We start from the raw sequence: 21,713 nt of genomic DNA on the forward strand, positions 1-21,713 counted from the left end.
TGGTTACTTTTTCGGCGTCTGGAAAAAGTGACCCGCCGTAAGGGCGGAACCCTAATCCGCCATCACCTAAAAAACGGATATGTACACAAAAAAACCAAGAACCTGGTCGGCCCAAAGGCCGCCAAGACCAAAGCCCCAAAAAAAGCCCCCAAGGCCTACACCTCAGGGGCTTTCGAACAAACCAGCTCAGCGCTTAATGATGCTCACGCGTCGCCCGGAATTTCACATCCGGCCACCGCTCTTCCATCAACGCCAGGTTAACCCGCGTCGGAGCGAGGTAGGTCAGGTGCCCACCACCATCCAGTGCGAGGTTCTCCACCGCTTTGTTGGAAAATTCCTCAAGCTTCTTCTTGTCGCTGCACTCGATCCAGCGCGCGGAGTAAACAGTGATCGGCTCATACGAGCACTCAACCTTGTATTCCTCCTTCAAACGACTGGCGACCACATCAAACTGCAGCACACCGACGGCGCCAAGAATGATGTCGTTGCTGCGCTCCGGGAAGAACACCTGGGTCGCGCCTTCTTCGGCCAACTGCTGCAGACCCTGACGCAACTGCTTGGACTTCAGCGGATCACGCAGACGCACACGACGGAACAGCTCCGGGGCGAAGTGCGGGATACCGGTAAAACCGAGGACTTCACCTTCGCTGAAGGTGTCGCCGATCTGGATCGTGCCGTGGTTATGCAGACCGATGATGTCGCCGGCGTACGCCTCTTCCAGCTGTTCACGCTCGGAGGAGAAGAACGTCAGGGCGTCGCCGATGCGCACGTCCTTGCCGGTACGCACGTGGCGCATCTTCATGCCTTTCTCGTACTTGCCGGAGCAGATACGCATGAAGGCGATGCGGTCGCGGTGTTTCGGGTCCATGTTCGCCTGGATCTTGAAGATGAAGCCCGAGAACTTCTCTTCCACCGGCTCCACGGTACGTTCGTTGGCGACACGGGCCAGCGGACGCGGTGCCCAGTCAACTACAGCGTCGAGCACGTGATCGACACCGAAGTTGCCCAATGCCGTACCGAAGAACACCGGAGTCAGTTGACCGTCGAGGAACTCCTGCTGGTTGAACTCGTGGCAGGCGCCCTGCACCAGTTCCAGCTGTTCGAGGAAGCGATCGTACTCGTCGCCCAAGTGCGCGCGCGCCTCGTCGGAGTCGAGCTTCTCGATGATCTTGGTTTCGGTGCGTTCGTGACCGTGACCGGCGGTGTAGACAATGATGTAGTCGTCGGCCAGGTGGTACACGCCCTTGAAGTCGCGGTAGCAACCGATCGGCCAGGTGATCGGCGCTGCCTTGATCTTCAGAACGGCTTCGATTTCGTCGAGCAGTTCGATCGGGTCGCGGATGTCACGGTCGAGTTTGTTGATGAAGCTGACGATCGGCGTGTCACGCAGACGGCAGACGTCCATCAGGGCGATGGTCCGTGGCTCGACGCCTTTACCACCGTCGAGCACCATCAGCGCCGAGTCGACCGCCGTCAGGGTGCGGTAGGTGTCTTCGGAGAAGTCTTCGTGGCCCGGGGTGTCGAGCAGGTTGATCATGTGTTCGCGATACGGGAACTGCATGACCGACGTGGTAATGGAAATACCCCGCTGCTTCTCCATCTCCATCCAGTCGGATGTCGCATGGCGGTCGGATTTACGGGATTTCACCGTACCGGCCACTGCAATCGCCTTGCCCATCAACAGGAGCTTTTCGGTGATCGTGGTTTTACCGGCATCGGGGTGGGAAATAATGGCGAAAGTGCGGCGTTTCGCGACTTCGGCGGCCTGGTTGGTCATGGGAAATCGCCTGGCGGTGATTCAAAAAAGGGCCGCGATTATAGCCCAACTCGATGCAATAACCGAACCGTTGAGCACATTAAGGGTGGCCAAATGCTGCCCCAGATGGGAACCTTTTAAAGCATGGAGACGTCCATCCCCTGTTACGACATTTCGTCAGGGGCTGAAAAATCAGCAAGTTAGCCTGACGAGGCTGCGCTCATGGCTCGCTTTCAGACCGCTTGTTGCCGGTGCTGAAGGAGCTGCTTCTCGCGAACGTTTATTTCCCGGCAGCCAAGGCTTGGCATGCCACACGGGAGAGCGTTCGCCGACTACAAGAAAAGGAGTCCGCCTGTGGCTATCCGCTATGGCAAAGGGCTGATGGGAGGTGCGGTGGTTATCGCGCTCCTGGCCCTGCTGGTTCACTGGATCGGCATCAACACGATCGAACACTACCGCGACGATTTGTTGTTTTACCTGCAAGCTCATCTGATTCTCGTCCTCGCTTCAATGCTGGCCGCCCTGGTCGTGGGCATCCCCGCCGGTATCTTCCTCAGTCGCCCGACCATGGTCGGCCGCGCTGAACGCTTCATGCAGATCTTCAATATCGGCAACACCGTGCCACCGCTGGCTGTACTGGCGATTGCCCTGGGGGTTCTCGGCATCGGCAGTGGTCCGGCGATCTTCGCTTTGTTCCTCGCGTCCCTGTTGCCGATCGTGCGCAACACCTACGAAGGCCTGAAAAACGTTCAGGGTTCGCTGAAGGAAGCCGCCGTCGGCATCGGCATGACCCCGCGCCAGGTGCTGTGGAAAGTCGAATTGCCCAACGCCGTGCCGATCATCATCGGTGGCGTGCGCGTGGCACTGGCGATCAACGTCGGCACCGCGCCGCTGGCCTTCCTGATCGGCGCCAACAGCCTCGGCAGCCTGATCTTCCCTGGCATCGCCCTGAACAATCAGCCGCAACTGCTGCTCGGCGCCGCGTGCACTGCGCTGCTGGCCCTGCTGCTCGATGGCGTGGTCACCCTCGCCAGCCGTCTCTGGCTGGAACGCGGTTTGCGCCCGTCTTAAGGCTCTTGCGAAGGAATGAATATGAAACGATTTAGCTTGATCTTAGGCTGCATCATGCTGTTCGCAGGATTTGCCCAGGCGGCGGAAAAACCGCTCATTCGCCTCGGCGCCCGGGTGTTCACCGAGCAGACCCTGCTCGCGGAAATCACCGCGCAATACCTGCGCAGCAAAGGCTACGACGCGCAGATCACCGGCGGTCTGGGCAGCAACCTCGCCCGCAGCGCCCACGAAAGCGGACAACTGGACATGCTCTGGGAATACACCGGCGTGTCATTGGTGGCCTACAACCATGTCACCGAAAAACTCGACAGCGAACAGTCCTACGCCCGGGTCAAAGAACTCGACGCGAAAAAAGGCCTGATCTGGCTGACCCCGTCGAAATTCAGCAACACCTACGCCCTCGCCCTGCCGAAAAAAGTCGCCGAGGAGTACCCGCAGATCAACACCATCAGCGACCTGAACAAGGTGCTGCGCGATGAGGCCAAGACCAATCACCTGGTGGCGCTGGACACCGAGTTCGCCAACCGCTCCGACGGCCTGGACGGCATGGTCAAGCTCTACGACATGAACCTGACCCGCAAGAACATCCGGCAGATGGACGCCGGGCTGGTCTACACCGCGCTGCGCAACGGCCAGGTGTTTGCCGGTCTGGTCTACACCACCGACGGCCGCCTCAACGCCTTCGGCTTGAAGCTGCTGGAAGACGACAAGCACTACTTCCCCGACTACACCGCCGCGCCGGTGGTGCGTCAGGCGTATCTGGACAAGCACCCGCAACTGGCCGAGCAACTCAAGCCGCTGGCGCAACTGTTCGATGACGAAACCATGCGCCAGCTCAACGCGCGGGTCGACGTCGACCACGAAAGCCCATCGAAAGTGGCCGCGGATTTCCTGCGCCAGCATCCACTCAACTAAGGAGGAAAAGTCATGGAATTTCTGAACGCCTTTTCCCACCTCGACTGGCAGCAGGTGATGCACCTGACCTGGCAGCACATCACCCTGGTCGGCATCGCGGTAACGCTGGCGATTTTCATCGGTGTGCCGCTGGGCATCCTGATGACGCGCTTCCCGAGCCTCGCCGGTCCCTTGCAGGCCAGCGCCACAGTGCTGCTGACCGTGCCGTCGATTGCTCTGTTCGGCCTGCTGCTGCCGTTCTACTCCAGATTCGGCCAGGGCCTGGGGCCGATGCCGGCGATTACCGCAGTGTTCCTTTACTCACTGCTACCGATCATGCGCAACACCTACCTCGCCCTGACGGGCGTCGAACCGGGCATTCGTGAAGCCGCACGCGGCATCGGCATGACCTTCGGCCAGCGCCTGCGCATGGTTGAGTTGCCAATTGCAGTGCCAGTGATCCTCGCCGGGGTGCGCACCGCGGTGGTGATGAACATCGGCGTGATGACCATCGCCGCGACCATCGGCGCCGGTGGCCTTGGCGTGCTGATCCTCGCCTCCATCAGCCGCAGCGACATGTCGATGCTGATCGTCGGCGCGCTGCTGGTCAGTCTTCTGGCGATCTTCGCCGACCTTCTCCTGCAGTGGCTGCAACGTACGCTGACTCCAAAAGGACTCCTCAAATGATCGAACTTCAAAACCTCAGCAAGACCTTCCAGAGCAACGGCAAAGATGTCAAAGCCGTGGACTCGGTGAGCCTGACCGTCAATGAAGGCGAAATCTGTGTGTTCCTCGGGCCATCGGGTTGCGGCAAAAGCACCACGCTGAAAATGATCAACCGCCTGATCAAGCCGACCTCGGGCAAGATCCTGATCAACGGCGAAGACACCACCGACCTCGACGAAGTCACCCTGCGCCGCAACATCGGCTACGTGATCCAGCAGATTGGTCTGTTCCCCAACATGACCATCGAAGAGAACATCGTCGTGGTGCCGAAACTGCTCGGCTGGGACAAACAGAAATGCCACGACCGCGCTCGCGAACTGATGAGCATGATCAAGCTGGAACCCAAGCAGTATCTGCAACGCTATCCGCGTGAACTGTCCGGCGGCCAGCAACAGCGCATCGGTGTGATCCGCGCACTGGCGGCGGATGCGCCGTTGTTGCTGATGGACGAGCCGTTTGGTGCGGTCGACCCGATCAATCGCGAGATGATCCAGAACGAGTTCTTCGAGATGCAGCGCGCGCTGAACAAGACCGTGATCATGGTCAGCCACGACATCGACGAAGCGATCAAGCTCGGTGACAAGATCGCGATCTTCCGCGCCGGCAAACTGCTGCAGATCGATCACCCGGACACCCTGCTCGCACACCCGGCGGACGACTTTGTCAGCAATTTCGTCGGTCAGGACAGCACCCTCAAACGCCTGCTGCTGGTGAAGGCTGAAGACGCCGCCGACAATGCGCCTTCGGTCAGCCCGGAAACCCCGGTGGCCGATGCGCTGGAGTTGATGGACGAGCATGACCGACGCTATGTGGTGGTCACCTGTGCCGAGAACAAGGCGCTGGGCTATGTGCGTCGTCGCGACCTGCACCGCCAGACCGGCACCTGCGCGCAGTATCTGCGTGAGTTCAACGCCACCGCGGCGTACGACGAACACCTGCGCATCCTGCTGTCGCGCATGTACGAGTTCAACCGTTCATGGCTGCCGGTGATGGATGCCGAGCGGGTGTTCCTCGGTGAGGTGACGCAGGAGTCGATCGCAGCCTATCTGAGCTCGGGGCGTTCGCGCGGGATGAAGACCAATATTGTCTCGCCGGCTGAGGCTGTAATCGCGTAAAAACACCTGACCTGTGGGAGCGAGCCTGCTCGCGAATGCGCAATAACAGGCAACAATGATGTTGGCTGTGAAAATGTCTTCGCGAGCAGGCTCGCTCCCACAGGATTTGTGCAATTTCCTGATGATTCGCAGGGCGGAAAAGAATCTCAACAGCTGCGTTCACAGAACCTCTGCAAACTCCCGCTCCCAAACAGCCAAAATCCCCCTCACATCCACCTCTCGCCGCCAACGTCGCCGATGTTGCGCCGATCACACTTCCCCGCTAATTAGCCGACAAAAGCCGCGAACGTGCAGGTATTTTTAACACATGAAAATTCCCGGGGAACATCTGTCCGTCATCTCGGTCGGCTACAAAGAGTGATATCCGCGACGTACGTCAGAAGCGTGCAAAAACGCGACATTTTTAGTTGATCTCAGGCCCCTCACGCCCTAAAGTTCGCGCCGAACGTCCATGCTGGAAACGATCCATCCGGCTCAAGTACTGACGACGAGACAGCAAGGCCAAGGGCAGATACGCCCGTGGCCTTTTTGCTTTCGGCGACATGCCTTGGGAAGTAGGCGAACCAAAGTGGGGATACGGAGGGCGTTCATTTGCACCCATTGTTTTTACGAGTTTGCCCATAGGAGCTCCCAGCATGTCGATCCAGGTCGAAGACTATTTCGCGCGCGAAACCTTTCAGAAAATGAAGGCGTTCGCCGACAAACAGGAAACCCCGTTCGTGGTGATCGACACCGCGATGATCGCCCAGGCCTACGATGACCTGCGCGCCGGTTTCGAATTCGCCAAGGTCTACTACGCGGTCAAGGCCAACCCGGCTGTCGAGATCATCGACCTGCTCAAAGAGAAAGGTTCGAGCTTCGACATCGCCTCCATCTATGAGCTGGACAAAGTCATGGGCCGTGGCGTCAGCCCGGACCAGATCAGCTACGGCAACACCATCAAGAAGTCCAAGGACATCCGCTACTTCTACGAGAAGGGTGTGCGCCTGTTCGCCACCGACTCCGAAGCCGACCTGCGCAACATTGCCAAGGCTGCGCCGGGTGCGAAAGTCTATGTGCGCATCCTCACCGAAGGCTCGACCACCGCTGACTGGCCACTGTCGCGCAAGTTCGGCTGCCAGACCGACATGGCCATGGACCTGCTGATCCTCGCCCGCGACCTGGGCCTGGTGCCGTACGGCATCTCGTTCCACGTCGGTTCGCAACAGCGCGACATCAGTGTCTGGGACGCGGCGATCGCCAAGGTCAAAGTGATCTTCGAGCGCCTGAAAGAAGAAGACGGCATTCACTTGAAGCTGATCAACATGGGTGGCGGCTTCCCGGCCAACTACATCACCCGCACCAACAGCCTGGAAACCTACGCCGAAGAAATCATCCGCTTCCTGAAGGAAGACTTCGGCGATGACCTGCCGGAAATCATTCTGGAGCCGGGCCGTTCGCTGATTGCCAACGCCGGTATTCTGGTCAGCGAAGTGGTACTGGTTGCGCGTAAATCCCGCACCGCCGTCGAGCGCTGGGTTTATACCGATGTGGGCAAGTTCTCCGGCCTGATCGAAACCATGGACGAAGCGATCAAGTTCCCGATCTGGACCGAGAAGAAAGGCGAGATGGAAGAAGTGGTCATCGCCGGCCCGACCTGCGACAGCGCCGACATCATGTACGAGAACTACAAGTACGGTCTGCCGCTGAACCTGGCCATCGGTGATCGTCTGTACTGGCTGTCGACCGGTGCTTACACCACCAGCTACAGCGCCGTCGAATTCAATGGCTTCCCGCCGCTGAAATCGTTCTACGTGTAATACGTAGCGATTGAGAAAAAGGCCCATGAGCAATCATGGGCCTTTTTTTATGGGCGCAGCCACGCCTCAAGATGATCGAGCATTGCCATGCACTCATTGGCGTTCTCGGTCATCGCGGCGAGTTTGAAATTCAGCTCACTCAGTTTCACCGCAGACTTCGCCTGCAAGAGTTGATTGCACACGTTGTCGAGGCGCTGATAAAGCGCTTCGATGAATAGCCCCATCTGCGTATTCACCGACACGAATCCATTGAATAACGCCGCGATATCAGCCTGGTATTCAGCCGCCCTGATGGCCGGATCGGTCGATGCATAAGCCAGATCCCAGACAGGCGTCGTCAATGAATCGCCAAACAACCCTTCGGCAACGGTTGGCGTCGCATGACACAGGCAGGAGCGGTGATCCATAGCGCCGAGCAACACTGACTTCAAGCCAAATGACTCGTCGTACACTTCCACGACCGTGTATTTCAGCTGCCGTATCTCGACCTGCAGCGCATAGAAACGCAGTGCCAGTTCGTGGATCAGGTCAGGCACATCCTCTGCTGGGAACAACTGCCAGCTGGTCGACCGCGAAAGGCTAAACAACCGAAAGTCCACCTGGCTGACAGGCTCGTGTCTGGAGGTGTTGCCTGTGATATCCAGGGCTTCGCGGGTAAACACTTGCAGATCCCCTAGATACCCTGCGCCAAGACGCCTCGACGCTTCGGTACGCGCCCAGAAATCCTGCAGATAGCGCTGATTGAACCGGGCGTTCTCCAGACGCGAGTCTTTGGCCAGGACGGCCAATTGATGCCCTGCCTTTCTCCGGCGCTCGAAGACCAGCGGTATCGCATTGAATGTCGTCGGCAAGGTGCCGAGAAATCGCGCGTAACGGTCCAGTACACGCCGTTGCATCGCTGAAAATTCATAAGCCAAAGCATTCATGCCGTTTCAGGAAAGGCAGGCTAGTCGCCCACCTTTCCAGCTCCTTGTTATTGATGAATGCTCTGCAGATGCTTGACGACTTCAGCGACTCGATCAATCGCTGCTTGCGCCCGGGTTTCAACGGGAAGCGCAGTGTTCTGTCTGAAATCATTGGCGAAGCGGGTAAAGTCATCGATCAGAACGCTGAACTCTCCAGCGTAAGCCGCACGGCCGTCGTCCAGTTGATCCAGGGTTTCGACCAGCTCAATCCGGCCTTCAATGCGCGCCAGGTCTTTGCTGTATTTGTTGATCTGTGTGCGCAGATCACCTGCCTGTTCATTCAGCCGGTTGTACGCTGCCAGCATATTGAGAAAAGAAACGGCCTCGCCAATGCCGGAAATCAGTTTCTTCAGCGTCTCGATAGCCAGCAGGGCAACTTGCACCTGAGGTGGCGCCAATCCCAATGCCTTGAGATTTTCCAGAGACAACTGCGCTTGTTCGCCAATTTTCTCGATGCCAGCCTTGGCGATCAGATCAATACCCTCGGAAACAGACTTCATTTCGGTCGTCAGGTCTGCGAGTTTTTTGTCGGATCTGCCCTTGAGCTCGATCGTGGTGACACGTTCGGCCTTGAGCGTCACGATCCACTCGGCCGAGGCGCTGCGATCGTAATAAGCGCTGATGCTCTTGTGCACGGCTTTCAGATCTTCGGTCTGTACCGCCACCTTGTTGAAGATATTCTTCAGCTCGACCTCCATGTCCTCGCGAACTTCGTCCGCGTCGTCTGGATACTCCAGCTCAGCCTGATAGCTGCGCAGTTTTTTCTCGGCGCGTTCCAGATAAATGCCGGTGGCCTGTGCCTGACTCCGCAGATCGTAGGTGGCTTTGTTGATGGCGAGCGCCAGATTGTTCATGGCTCCGACAGTTCCAGGCATGTAATCGAATTGCTCGAAGAGCATCTGAGCCGTGGTATTAAGCGCCTGCACGCCAGCATTATGCTCACGCAGGCGCGCCATGTTGAATGCAGGTACAGCCGAACTAACCGATAGCAAAGACATCATTGACCCACTCCGAACAACCAGCCCACTTCTTTCATATTCCCGGTCAGCTTCTTCAAATACTTTCAGCAACTGATCAGAGCTGACTTTTATCTGTTCCCAGGGATCGATGATACTCAGTAATTGAATCTTGAAACGGCGTAGCGAAGTCGCTTCGAAAATACCGTCAACTTCCTTAAACGACGCCTCTACGTAATCACTGAGGGCATTCCATACCAACATCAGGTTCTGAGTCGCGACCTCGGCTTCAATCGCCACGTAACTCAAATTCTGCAAATCATCTCGAACCTTGTTCAACGAACTCAGCGTCTGGTTCTTGCTTGCCATACTCTGGTTATCGACCTGCTGCAGTTGCTTCAGGCGATTACGTTCAGAGCGGATTTTCTCGGCCTTGACGCCTTGGTAAATGCCAAGAATCAATCCGCCAATATTCAGGGTGGCCGCCGACTTGATCGCTTCCTGCACCAGTTGATCGTACTGTTTGTTCAGTTCATCAATTTCTTTTGCGCGCTGATCAATGACTTCCTGCAGCGCCTTGATATCGTTCTGATAAGTGTTCCTGGAGACGAACTGCAGTCGCAAGGCAATTTCCGGCAGCACCTTTTCACGCATATCGGCGCCAAAACCGTCCAGCAGGGCCCGAACGCGCTCGGCTTCCTGATGACAATGCGCAACTTTAGCCAACAGGTCATTGAGATACGCCTTGATATCCAGGATATCTTCCGAAGACAGGTCAAGATCAGGCAGACCCGGAATCTGCCGTTGCAGATTCAGGTATTCCTCAGGCGTATTGATGTTGTGCTCTTCGAGATACCTCGAGGCCTTGAGATCCTCATACACTTCGACAATGGCGTTACCCGTGCGGATAATACTGCCGGCAAAGATTCTCAGATCGTTACCGGTCAACATGATCTTTTCGCGCAATGGCGACCAGCGTTTGGCGTGATCATAGGTCATGCTGAAGGTGCGCAGAAAATCTCCCGCTTTCAACCCCACACCGCCTTCATCACCCGCACCATAGTTCAGATAGGCAATAACATCTTGCAGCCGGACGGGCAGTGAGAGGCCGAGAACTTCATACTTTCTCAGACTGATAATTTGCTCTTTGGTCACTTGCAAACCGGTACCGCGGTTATACCCCTCACCCACACCCAACGAAGCATTTACAAATGCCAGAGGCGCTTTCGCGGCGGCCTCGACCACCTTGTCATTTAACTTGAGTTCCATCAAAGACTCCTTGTCTTCCGTGGATATTAATAACGGCTAATTTATTTTCGATGCCGACAAGAAACTTCCAATCACTTGAATAACATCGAACCCGACAGTAGGCAGATACAACTAATTCGCCAAGTTATTAACTATTAAAATTAAATACAAGAAGCAGAAAATCCAACTAACCAATGGCCAACCGAAAGACTTTTTAATGACTCAAGCGACGAGCAATTCCCCAAGCCGCTGCCGATAAGCATCGGCCATCTGGCGAATCGACGGATGACGGGCGCTCGATAATGAAACCATGCTCACCCGCAGAAAATTCACGTTCCCTGTAGCCAGTGCCTTGCGCAACCAGCCCAGTGCGTCCTCGATCAATCCAGCATCAGCCAGCATTGCGGCATAACTGAACTGCCCACGAAAATCTCCGCCCTCGGCCGAGCGTCGGTACCAGTCGCGCGCGGCGACCGGGTCGGCCCGACAGACCAGCCCTTCTTCCAGATAACGCCCCAGCAGGTTCATCGACTTGGCGTGGCCGGCTTCAGCGGCGCGCTGATACAGCCTCAGGGCCTGAGCATGATCCAACGTCACTCCGCGCCCGGTACCCAGCAGGTTGGCCAGGTTGTACATCGCCCAATCCAGCCCCGCGTCAGCGGCGATTCGATAATGCTGCGCGGCAATCGCGGCATTCGCCACACACCCCCAGCCATGTTCATGACAACGCCCCAGCATGTTGCGCGCCATCAAGTGCCCTTGCCCGGCAGCGATACCAAACCAGCGCAGTGCCAAGGGTTGATCCTGGGCGATGCCACGGCCATCGAGCAGGATCTGCCCGAGCAGCGCCTGCGCTTCAACAATGCCCTGGCCGGCCGCGAGCAGAATCGCCTGCGCCGCACGCGCCGGGCTTTCTTCAAGCATGGCGTTGAGCTGGGCGCCGTCGAGTACTTCTTCGCGTCGCAGTTGAAAACTCATACCTCGACCCAGCGCCGCAACAGATTGTGATAGGTGCCGGTGAGGCGGATCAGCGACGGGTGATCGGGCATATCTTGAGTGAGCTGCTGGATCGCCCCGTCCATCTCGAACAGCAGGGCGCGCTGGCTGTCTTCGCGCACCAGACTTTGCGTCCAGAAGAACGACGCATAACGCGCGCCGCGGGTGACGGCATTGACCTTGTGCAGGCTGGTGCCGGGGTACAGCACCATATCGCCGGCGGGCAGTTTCACCCGTTGCGTGCCGAAAGTGTCCTGGATCTCCAGCTCGCCGCCGTCGTAATCCTCGGGTTCGCTGAAAAACAGTGTGGCCGACAGATCGGTGCGCACCCGCTCGATGCTGCCTTTGGGCTGACGCACGGCGTTGTCGATGTGAAAGTCGAAACTGCCGCCCGCCGTGTAGCAGTTGAGTAACGGCGGGAATACTTTGTGCGGCAGCGCGGCCGACATGAACAGCGGATTTTTCCACAGCCGCTCGAGCATCGCTGCACCGATTTCCTTGGCCAGTGGGTGGCCTTCCGGGAGCTGCAGATTGTGCTTGGCCTTCGCCGACTGATAGCCGGCGGTGATCTTGCCATCAGCCCAATCCGCCTGCTCCAGCGCCTCGCGGATGCGCTGCACTTCTGCTTTGGCGAACAGGCCGGGGATGTGCAGCAGCATGGCGATCGTACCTGATGGTAAAGGGATGCCAATGGTATTGATTCTTATTGGCTGTGTAAAACCCGCATGACGGATGAATCGGCAAAAACCGTAAGGTTAAATTGTAAAGAATGTAAATTCGTCGCGAATAACAATGTTTCGCAATTGATACGAATACCTGTTTACCCTATATTCCGCGACCTCAAATCCTTGGGGAGGGGAATAAAAATGTCACGTCAACAGGTTCAATTGCCGGTCAGTTCACCACGTTTGCTTGCTTCGGCCATTGGTGTCGCCATCACCGCCGGCTCTGCTGGGCACATGGTCTTCGCCGCGGAAAAGACCGACAGCAAAGCTTCCGGCAATGCCATCGCTCTGGACGCTACCGCCATCACCGGCGAAGCGCAGGACTCGACGTCCTACCAGGTCGAAAAAGCCTCCTCGCCCAAGTACACCGCACCGCTGGTCGACACGCCGCGCTCGGTCACCGTCATTCCGCAACAAGTCCTGAAAGACACCGGCGCCCTGAACATGCAGGACGCGCTGCGCACCGTGCCGGGTATCACCTTCGGTGCCGGTGAAGGCGGCAACCCGCAGGGCGATCGTCCGTTCATTCGTGGTTTCGACGCCCAGGGCGACACCTACCTCGACGGCGTGCGCGACACCGGTTCGCAGAGTCGCGAAATCTTCGCCGTAGAAAACATTGAAGTCAGCAAAGGCCCGAACTCCGCCATCGGCGGTCGTGGCGCAGCCGGCGGCAGCATCAACCTGGTGAGCAAGAAAGCGCACCTGGGCAATTCGTTTGATGGTGGTTTCACCTGGGGTTCCGACCAGACCCAGCGTTACACCCTGGACGGCAACTACCAGTTCAGCGACACCGCTGCCGGCCGCCTGAACCTGATGAGCCACGAGAGCAATGTCGCCGGTCGCGACAAGGTCGACTACGATCGCTGGGGTATCGCGCCGTCCCTGGCGTTTGGCCTGGGTACCGACACCCGCGTCAACCTCGACTACTACCATCTGGAAAGCAACGACACCCCGGACTCGGGCATTCCTTACACCATCCCGGCCGGTGGTTCGGCAGCACGCACCAAGTCCAACCCGGACAAGCCGTACGCCGGTGGTGATCACAGCAACTTCTACGGTCTGGATCGCGACTTCCGCAAGGGCCGCACCGACACCGCGACCTTCGCCATCGAGCATGACCTGAGCGACTCGCTGACCATCAAGAACACCCTGCGCCACGGCACCAGCATGCAGGATTACATCCTGACCCAGCCGGACGACAGCAAGGGCAACGTCAACAATGGCAGCGTCTGGCGCCGTGCCAACACTCGGGTCAGCAACACCGAGACCACCACCAACCAGACTGATCTGTTCGGCAATTTCTACGTCGCCGGTTTCAAGAACAGCTTCTCCACCGGTGTCGAATACACCCGCGAGGAAGGCCAGAAGTCCTCGTACAACGTCAACACTGACACCACGCCGCGCACCAGCGCTGCGACCACCAATTGCACCCCGTCGATGATTGGCGCATCGAGCGGCTACAACTGCACCTCGCTGTCGAACCCGAATCCGAACGATCCGTGGAACGGCGCGATCTCGCGCAACTACGCCGGCACCGACACCAAGGCCAACACTTACGCGCTGTATGCGTTCGACACCCTGGAGTTGTCCGAGCAGTGGCTGGTGAACATGGGCCTGCGTTACGACCACTTCGACACCGACTACAAGACCTACAACAACGCCGGCACCACCACCTCCAAAGGTGATGACACCAGCGAATTCGTCACCGGTCAGTTCGGCGTGGTCTACAAACCGGCACCGAACGGCAGCATCTACGCCTCCTACGCGACTTCCGCGACACCACCGGGCAACACCCTCGGCGAAGGCCAGGAAGGCAACCCGCTGGGTGGCACCCCGGATCGCAATGGCAACCTGCTCAAGAGCGACATGGAGCCGGAAACCACCAAGAACTACGAAATCGGCACCAAGTGGGATCTGCTGAACGATCGTCTGTCGCTGACCGCTGACATCTTCCGCACCGAGAAAGAAAACGCTCGCGTACAAGTCGACACCACCTCCTACGAGAACGCCGGCAAGACCCGCGTGCAAGGTATCGAGCTGTCGGCCAGCGGCAAGATCACTGACAAGTGGCAAGTGTTCGCCGGCTACGCCTACATGGACAGCGAACAGGTGGACGGCGGTGACCTGCCAGCCAACAAAATCAACAACGGTAACGAGTTGCCCAACACGCCGAAAAACAGCGCCAGCCTGTGGACCACTTATCAGGTCACGCCGAAGCTGACCATCGGTGGCGGCGCGTTCTACGTCGACGACGTTTACGGCAGCGTGGCCAACACCACCATGGTCGATTCCTATGTACGTTACGACGCGATGGCCGCCTACAAGCTGAGCAAGAACGTCGACCTGCAACTCAACGTGCAAAACCTGACCAATGAAACCTACTACGACAAAGCCTTCTCGACCCACTTCGCCAACCAGGCGGCGGGCCGTACGGCGCTGTTGAGCACCAACTTCCACTTCTGACCGATGTGGAAACTGTGGGAGCGAGCCTGCTCGCGAAGCGGTGGGTCAGTTAAGTAGAGGCTGACTGACACGACGCCTTCGCGAGCAGGCTCGCTCCCACAAGGTATGCGCCGCAGGCTTGGCCCCGTTCATCGACTGAACGGGGCCTTTGTGCGTAATCAAAGAAGCTCTCGACAACCCACGGCATAATGCGCGCCGTGATGACAATTTTCGAACGGACAAGGCGAGCGACGTGTTGAAGAAAACCCTGTTCCAGTTGCACTGGTTTTTCGGCATCACTGCCGGGCTGGTGCTGGCCCTGATGGGCATTACCGGTGCCGCCTATTCGTTCCAGGACGAAATCCTGCGGGCGCTGAACCCGTCGGTGTTGCAGGTGGAAAAACAGGTCGCTGGCGTCCTGCCTCCAGTCGAGCTGGTGGAACACATCGAAGCGAACTCCGGCAAGAAAGTCGGGATGCTCTGGGTCGAAACCGACAGTGGCAACGCCGCGCGCGTCTACTTCACCCCGCCCAAAGGCGAACGCCGTGGCGAGATGCGCTACTTCGACCCATACACCGGCGAGTTCATGGGCGACGCCGTGGGTCAGGACTTCTTCGGCCTGATGCTGCAACTGCACCGCTTTCTCGCCATGGGCGACACCGGGCGCAACATCACCGGCGCCTGCACCCTGATCCTGCTGTTCTTCTGCCTCTCCGGGCTGTATCTGCGCTGGCCGCGACAGTGGAACAGCTGGCGCGTGTGGCTGACCCTCGACTGGAAGAAGAAGGGCCGCAGCTTCAACTGGGATCTGCACTCGGTGGCCGGCACCTGGTGCCTGCTGGTGTACCTGCTGCTGGCGTTGACCGGGTTGTCGTGGTCGTACGAGTGGTACAACAAGGGCCTGACCAGACTGCTTTCCGATGCGCCGCAAAACGAGCGCGCGCGCGGCGGTCGCGGCCCGGCGCCAGAAGGTCCGGCACCGACCGCCGACTATGCGGCGATGTGGAGCAGCATCTACAGCGCTGCCGGCCCGGGCCTGTCGGCCTACAACATCCGCATGCCGCCAGTGGCCGGGCAACCGGCGACCGTGTTCTACCTGCTCGACAGCTCGCCGCATGATCGCGCGCTGAACCAGATCACCCTCGACCCGGCCACCGGTGTGGTCAAACGCGTTGATCGCTACGCTGACAAGAGCTTCAAGGCGCAGCTGTTGACCAGCATTTACGCGCTGCACGTCGGCAGCTATTTCGGTCTGGTCGGACGGATCATCGTCACTCTCGCGGCGGTGTGCATGCCGCTGTTTTTCATCACCGGGTGGCTGTTGTATCTGGATCGCCGACGCAAGAAAAAGCAGATTCAGGACGCGCGCAAAGGTCTTCAGGCACCGGCCGCTGATGCACCGGCATGGCTGGTGGGTTTCGCCAGCCAGAGCGGTTTTGCCGAACAACTGGCGTGGCAGACCGCCGGACAATTGCAGGCCGCCGGGTTGCCGGTGAAGGTGCAGCCGCTAGCGAACGTCAGCGCGCAGGATCTGCGTGAATCGAATAACGCTCTGTTCGTGGTCAGCACCTTCGGCGACGGCGAAGCACCGGACAGCGCCCGCGGTTTCGAGCGCAAAGTGCTGAGCAACGCTGCAAGCTTCGACGGCCTGAACTATGCGGTGCTGGGCCTCGGCGACCGCCAGTACCAGAATTTCTGCGGCTTCGCCCGACGCCTGCATCAGTGGCTGGGCGAGCACGGCGGCAAGACCCTGTTCGCCCCGGTCGAAGTCGACAGCGGCGACCCCTACGCCCTGCGTCATTGGCAAACCCAGCTCGGACAGCTGACCGGTCAAGCGCCGGTCGACAACTGGCAAGCGCCGAGCTACGACAACTGGACGCTGGTCAGCCGCGAACTGATGAACCCCGACAGCAGCGGCGCGCCGGTGTACCTGCTGGGCCTGAAGGCGCCGAGCACCAGCAGCTGGCTGGCCGGCGACTTGGTGGAAGTGCTGCCGCGCAACTGCCCGTGGGCCATCGAACACTTCCTCGACGGCCTCGGCATTCGTGGCGAAACCACGGTGAAGATCAACGGCCTCGAAGAGCCACTGGAAATCGCCCTCGCCAGCCGCCAGTTGCCCGAGCATCGCGCGCATCTGGTCGGCCTGCATGCACAAGCGCTGGTGGATGCGATGGTGCCGCTGGCCATGCGCGAATACTCGATCGCCTCGATTGCCGCCGACGGTGTGCTGGAGCTGATCGTGCGTCAGGAACAACACAGCGACGGCAGCCTGGGCATCGGCTCCGGCTGGCTGACCGAGCATGCGCCCGTGGGCGGCAGCATCAGCCTGCGTGTGCGACGCAACAGTGGCTTCCATTTGCCGAACGAAGAGGTGCCGATGATTCTGCTGGGCAACGGCACCGGCCTCGCCGGGCTGCGCAGCCTGCTCAAAGCACGCATCGCCGACGGTCAGCAGCGTCACTGGCTGCTGTTCGGCGAGCGCAATCGTCAGCACGATTTCCTCTGCCGGGCGGAGCTGGAAGAGTGGTTGATCAATGGTGATCTGGCGCGGCTGGACCTGGCGTTTTCGCGGGATCAGGCGCAAAAGATTTACGTGCAGGATCGTCTGCGCGAATCCGCTGACGAACTGAAGAAATGGCTGGCTGACGGTGCGGTGATCTACATCTGCGGCAGCCTGCAGGGCATGGCCGCCGGCGTCGATCAGGCACTCAACGACATCCTCGGTACCACCGAAGTCGAACGTCTGATCGAACAGGGCCGCTATCGCCGCGACGTGTACTGACTCAGCCAAAGAGCCCCTCACCCTAACCCTCTCCCGGAGGGAGAGGGGACTGATTGGGGGATGCCGGATAAATACGCCGACCTGAAGGTGATGTACCGAATCCGTAATCGACTCGGTCTTTCAGGTCGATGTACAACTCGATACAACTCCGTAGGCTCCCTCTCCCCGAAAAAGAGGGGGGCTGATTGGGGATGCCGAATTACGCCGCTATGAAGGTGATTCACCGAATCCATAATCGACTCGGTCTTTCAGGTCGATGTACAACTCGATACAACTCCGTAGGCTCCCTCTCCCTCCGGGAGAGGGCTGGGGTGAGGGTCCTCGTCTACAGTGAGATTTCCAGCCACTTCACAAGGATCGTGAAGCATGCAAAATCGCCTCACTCTCGCTCAGTTCGCCCGCCAGTTACGCAGCAGCCAAACCGATTGCGAACAATTACTCTGGCAAAAACTTCGTTCACGCCAAGTCGCCAATCTGAAATTCCGCAGGCAGTTTCCATGTCCGCCCTATGTCCTGGATTTTTACTGCGTAGAGCTGAAACTGGCGATTGAGCTGGATGGGGGTCAACACTATGAAATAGCGGGCTTGATCCACGATCAACGTCGGACGCTTTTCCTGGAACGTCAGGGCATTGAAGTTGTGCGATTCAGTAATCTCGAAGTAATGCAGCAGATGGATGATGTACTGGAGCAAATCACAAGAATTGCCGCGAATCGAAAAACACCCTCACCCTCCAAGCGGTTCGACATTTCGGGAGGGCCGGGGTGAGGGTTGTTTTTGATCTTCAAACTGGCTGCAATTTCTGCTCGAAAACCGCTACCCCATTCAAATCCCGCAACACCACGCTCATCTCCCCGCTCTGCCCTTCGATGTTCACCTCGCCAAAGAACTGAAACCCGGCAAAAGGTGAAGCATTCTGCGTGGGCGGAGCCTTCTGGAACACCACTTCCGGGCCGAAGGTCTTGTCCAGCGGATTAGGCCCGAAACTCCCGGCATTCAGCGGCCCGGCGACAAATTCCCAGAACGGTTCGAAATCCTGAAACGCCGCGCGGTCCGGGTGGTAGTGATGCGCTGCGCAGTAATGCACGTCCGCGGTCAGGAACACGAAATTGCGTACCTGTTGCGCCCGCAGGAAACCCAGCAACTCGGCGACTTCCAGCTCACGCCCCTGCGCCGGGCCGGGATCACCGTTGGCCACGGCCTCCCAGCGCGCCACGCCCGGGCTGACTTCACCGTCGGGCACGCCGAGGCCGATCGGCATGTCGGCGGCGATCACCTTCCACTGCGCCTTGGAGTGCTTCAAGCCACGCTTGAGCCAGTCCAGTTGCTCACGCCCGAGGAACGGTTTGGCCGCGCCGAGGTTATCGTCGTTGGCGCCGCGATAACTGCGCATGTCGAGCACGAACACATCGAGCATCGGCCCGTAACCGAGCTTGCGATAAATCCGTCCGCCGCCATCGGCCGCTTGCAGTCGCATCGGCGAATATTCCAGCCAGGCCTTGCGCGCGCGGCCGACCAGGGTGTGGATATCTTTTTCCTGATAACGCTCGTCGAGCTGCTTGCCCGGCGACCAGTTGTTGACCACTTCGTGGTCGTCCCACTGCCAGATCTGCGGTACTTCGGCGTTGAAGCGGCGGATGTTTTCGTCCATCAGGTTGTAGCGGTAGTTGCCGCGATAATCGTCAAGGGTCTGCGCGACTTTGCTCTTGGCCTCAGTGGTGAGGTTGCGCCAGATCCGCCCACCCTCGGTGGTCAGTTGCGCCGGTACCGGGCCGTCGGCGTAGATGGTGTCGCCGCTGTGGATGAAGAAGTCCGGCAGGCGCAGGCGCATGGATTCGTAGATGCGCATGCCGCCGATGTCCGGGTTGATGCCGAAGCCCTGGCCGACGGTGTCGCCGCTCCAGACGAAGCGGATGTTGCGCCGCGCTTTCGGAGCGCTGCGCAAATGGCCGAGCCACGGTTCGCTGGCGACTCCAGATTGCGCGTCCTTGAAATACACCCGATAGAAAATCGCCTGATCGGCGGGCAGCCCGGTGAGTTCGACGCGGGCGGTGAAGTCGGTACGCGCATCGGCCAGTGGCGAGACTACCCGGCGCGGGTGACGAAACTGACTGCGGGTGTCCCACTCGACCACCATCCGCGCCGGACGGTCGCTGCGGCTCCAGATCATCGCGCGGTCGCCTTGCAGGTCGCCGGACTGCACGCCGTCGGTGAGTTGCGGCCGATCCTTGACCGACGCGATCACCGCCGGCGCCAGCCCCGGCATCAGCAGCCCGGCACCGACCACCTGCATCACCCGTCGGCGCCCCGGATTGAAATCGCTCATGCTGTTCTCCCTGGAAAAAGGAAAACTTAAGCACGGGATGATGAATCCGGCATGACAACACATCCCCCCTGTGGGAGCGGGCTTGCTCGCGAAAGCGGTGTGTCAGTTTAAGAAATATCGACTGACATGACGCCTTCGCGAGCAAGCCCGCTCCCACAGGGGTATTGCAGTGTCAGGCTTTGGCGGGTTCCAGCGCCAACTCAACAGCTTCCGGACGCTTGACCGTCGCATAGACAACAGCAGTCAACAGACTCCCCGCAACAATCGCCAGCAGATACAGCAACGCATGATTGATCGCATTCGGGATCGCCAGCACAAACAAGCCACCGTGCGGTGCCATCAGTTTGCAGCCGAAGTACATCGACAACGCGCCGGTCAATGCACCACCGGCGATGCTCGCCGGAATCACCCGCAGCGGGTCTTTCGCGGCAAACGGAATCGCCCCTTCGGAGATGAAGCACAGCCCCAGCACCAGCGCCGCTTTACCGGCCTCGCGCTCGGTCTGGGCAAACTTGCGGCGAGCAATGAAAGTGGCAATGCCCAGCCCGATTGGCGGAACCATGCCGGCAGCCATGGTCGCGGCCATCGGTGCATAACTCTGCGAAGCCAGCAGCCCCACCGAAAACGCATACGCGGCTTTGTTGATCGGCCCGCCGAGGTCGACACACATCATGCCGCCGAGCAACACGCCGAGCAGAATCGCGTTGGTGGTGCCCATGCTGTCGAGAAAATGCGTCAGCGCCGCGAGCATCCCGGCGACCGGTTTACCGACCACGTAGATCATCACCAGCCCGGTGAACAGGCTGGCGAACAACGGGATGATCAGAATCGGTTTCAGCGCTTCAAGACTCTGCGGCAAGGCAACATAGCGACTGATGGCCTTGGCCGCATAACCGGCGATAAACCCGGCGACGATCCCGCCGATAAACCCTGCCCCCAGCGTGCTGGCGAGCAAACCACCAATCATCCCCGGCGCCAGGCCCGGACGGTCGGCGATCGAGTAGGCGATGTAACCGGCGAGCAGCGGCACCATCAGCTTGAACGCGGTCTCGCCGCCGATCTGCATCAGCGCTGCCGCCAGCGTGCCTTCTTCCTTGAACGCGGTGATGCCGAAGACGAACGACAAGGCGATCATCAGCCCCCCGGCCACCACCATCGGCAGCATGAACGAAACACCGGTCAGCAGGTGTTTGTAAACGCCGGTTTTCTCTTGCTTGGCCGGCGCCTTGCCGTCGCTCGCAGCGCTTTCCACCTGAGCTTCGGCGAGGGCTTTTTTCAGTGTGGCTTCGGATTGCTTGAGCGCAATGCCGGTGCCGCAGCGGTAGATCTTCTTGCCGGCGAAACGCTCGGTGGCGACTTCGATGTCGGCCGCCAGCAACACCACGTCAGCCTCGGCAATCGCCGTTGCGCTGAGCGGGGTTTTCGCGCCGACCGAGCCTTGGGTTTCGACGTGCAGTTCATAGCCCAGACGCTTGGCCGTCTGCTGCAACGCCTCGGCCGCCATGAAGGTGTGGGCAACACCCGTCGGGCACGCAGTGATGGCGACGATGCGTGGCGCACGTGGCGCAGCGGCAACCGGGACGGCTTCGCTGGCGAGGTAAACTTCGGCCTCTTGCGCACCACGGCGCAGCACCGCTTCGACATCCTGCAGCGCTTGCGCCGGGGCGATGCGGAACACGCGCTTGCCGACGAAACGGCGCATGTCGACATCACCGGTGGCGACCAGCAACACCCACTCCGCCGCCTCAATGGTGGCGGCCGACAATTCGCGTTCCGGGTGCGCCGCATCGACCACTTCAACGCTGGTGCTCCAGCCCTGACGCTGGGCCGCCGCGTCCAGCAGACGGGCGCACAGCACACTGGTGACCATGCCGTTCGGGCAGGCCGTGACAATGGCTAATTTCATGACAAA

Annotated in this window: 15 protein-coding genes; 8 read left to right on the forward strand and 7 right to left on the reverse strand. The window is 59.3% G+C overall.

Annotated features, from left to right (window positions below; all coding sequences use genetic code 11):
• Positions 1–193 precede the first annotated feature (193 nt).
• Positions 194–1,777, reverse strand: a complete 1,584-nt coding sequence (locus QRN61_RS12540; RefSeq protein ID WP_027610807.1) for a peptide chain release factor 3 — start codon at positions 1,775–1,777, stop codon at positions 194–196.
• A 360-nt stretch (positions 1,778–2,137) separates the two neighbouring features.
• On the opposite strand from QRN61_RS12540, the gene QRN61_RS12545 reads away from it, so the two are divergent.
• The 5 genes from QRN61_RS12545 to QRN61_RS12565 all read left to right on the forward strand — a co-directional run bounded on the left by QRN61_RS12545 (position 2,138) and on the right by QRN61_RS12565 (position 7,361).
• Entirely contained in the window at positions 2,138–2,827 is a 690-nt protein-coding gene (locus QRN61_RS12545) for an ABC transporter permease (RefSeq protein ID WP_169843207.1), read from the forward strand.
• 21 nt (positions 2,828–2,848) lie between these two features.
• The gene (locus QRN61_RS12550) at positions 2,849–3,742 is read left to right on the forward strand and encodes a glycine betaine ABC transporter substrate-binding protein (protein WP_285373914.1); all 894 of its coding nucleotides are present in this window, start codon (positions 2,849–2,851) and stop codon (positions 3,740–3,742) included.
• Positions 3,743–3,754: 12 nt separating this feature from the next.
• On the forward strand, positions 3,755–4,408 hold the full coding sequence (locus QRN61_RS12555; protein ID WP_095139801.1) for an ABC transporter permease: 654 nt from the start codon (positions 3,755–3,757) through the stop codon (positions 4,406–4,408).
• On the forward strand, positions 4,405–5,562 hold the full coding sequence (locus QRN61_RS12560; RefSeq protein WP_285373915.1) for an osmoprotectant ABC transporter ATP-binding protein OsmV: 1,158 nt from the start codon (positions 4,405–4,407) through the stop codon (positions 5,560–5,562). The genes QRN61_RS12555 and QRN61_RS12560 overlap by 4 nt, the downstream gene beginning before the upstream one ends.
• Before the next feature lie 635 nt (positions 5,563–6,197).
• A complete protein-coding gene (locus QRN61_RS12565; RefSeq protein ID WP_285373916.1) occupies positions 6,198–7,361 on the forward strand; it encodes a type III PLP-dependent enzyme in 1,164 nt (387 codons plus the stop codon).
• 47 nt (positions 7,362–7,408) lie between these two features.
• Here the strand turns inward: QRN61_RS12565 and QRN61_RS12570 are convergent, their stop codons facing one another.
• The 4 genes from QRN61_RS12570 to QRN61_RS12585 form a co-directional block, all read right to left on the reverse strand.
• A complete protein-coding gene (locus tag QRN61_RS12570; protein WP_285373917.1) occupies positions 7,409–8,287 on the reverse strand; it encodes a hypothetical protein in 879 nt (292 codons plus the stop codon).
• Positions 8,288–8,334: 47 nt separating this feature from the next.
• Positions 8,335–10,551, reverse strand: a complete 2,217-nt coding sequence (locus QRN61_RS12575) for an alpha-xenorhabdolysin family binary toxin subunit A (protein ID WP_285373919.1) — start codon at positions 10,549–10,551, stop codon at positions 8,335–8,337.
• 201 nt (positions 10,552–10,752) lie between these two features.
• Complete coding sequence (locus QRN61_RS12580) at positions 10,753–11,508, reverse strand: tetratricopeptide repeat protein (protein ID WP_285373920.1); 756 nt, start codon at positions 11,506–11,508, stop codon at positions 10,753–10,755.
• Positions 11,505–12,185 carry a Fe2+-dependent dioxygenase gene (locus QRN61_RS12585; protein ID WP_027610799.1) on the reverse strand — a complete coding sequence of 227 codons (681 nt, stop codon included), beginning with the start codon at positions 12,183–12,185 and terminating at the stop codon, positions 11,505–11,507. The genes QRN61_RS12580 and QRN61_RS12585 overlap by 4 nt, the downstream gene beginning before the upstream one ends.
• Positions 12,186–12,392: 207 nt before the next feature.
• Here QRN61_RS12585 and QRN61_RS12590 point away from each other — a divergent pair, with 207 nt between their 5' ends.
• From QRN61_RS12590 to QRN61_RS12600, 3 genes are all read left to right on the forward strand, one after another.
• Positions 12,393–14,714: a TonB-dependent receptor gene (locus QRN61_RS12590; protein WP_285373921.1), complete on the forward strand. Its 2,322-nt coding sequence runs from the start codon at positions 12,393–12,395 to the stop codon at positions 14,712–14,714.
• Between the two features lie 232 nt (positions 14,715–14,946).
• Positions 14,947–17,475: a PepSY domain-containing protein gene (locus tag QRN61_RS12595; RefSeq protein ID WP_285373922.1), complete on the forward strand. Its 2,529-nt coding sequence runs from the start codon at positions 14,947–14,949 to the stop codon at positions 17,473–17,475.
• A gap of 366 nt (positions 17,476–17,841) precedes the next feature.
• Positions 17,842–18,243 (forward strand): endonuclease domain-containing protein, encoded by a 402-nt coding sequence (locus QRN61_RS12600; RefSeq protein ID WP_285373923.1) that lies wholly within the window; start codon positions 17,842–17,844, stop codon positions 18,241–18,243.
• Between the two features lie 16 nt (positions 18,244–18,259).
• Here QRN61_RS12600 and QRN61_RS12605 read toward each other — a convergent pair whose 3' ends face one another.
• Together QRN61_RS12605 and QRN61_RS12610 are read right to left on the reverse strand one after the other, a co-directional pair.
• Positions 18,260–19,801 carry an alkaline phosphatase D family protein gene (locus tag QRN61_RS12605; RefSeq protein ID WP_285373924.1) on the reverse strand — a complete coding sequence of 514 codons (1,542 nt, stop codon included), beginning with the start codon at positions 19,799–19,801 and terminating at the stop codon, positions 18,260–18,262.
• A 172-nt stretch (positions 19,802–19,973) separates the two neighbouring features.
• Complete coding sequence (locus tag QRN61_RS12610) at positions 19,974–21,707, reverse strand: PTS fructose-like transporter subunit IIB (protein ID WP_096795323.1); 1,734 nt, start codon at positions 21,705–21,707, stop codon at positions 19,974–19,976.
• Between the last annotated feature and the right edge of the window lie 6 nt (positions 21,708–21,713).

Origin of the sequence: Pseudomonas sp. lyk4-TYG-107, from assembly GCF_030209055.1 — a bacterium.
In the GTDB taxonomy this organism is placed as follows: domain Bacteria; phylum Pseudomonadota; class Gammaproteobacteria; order Pseudomonadales; family Pseudomonadaceae; genus Aquipseudomonas; species Aquipseudomonas putida_A.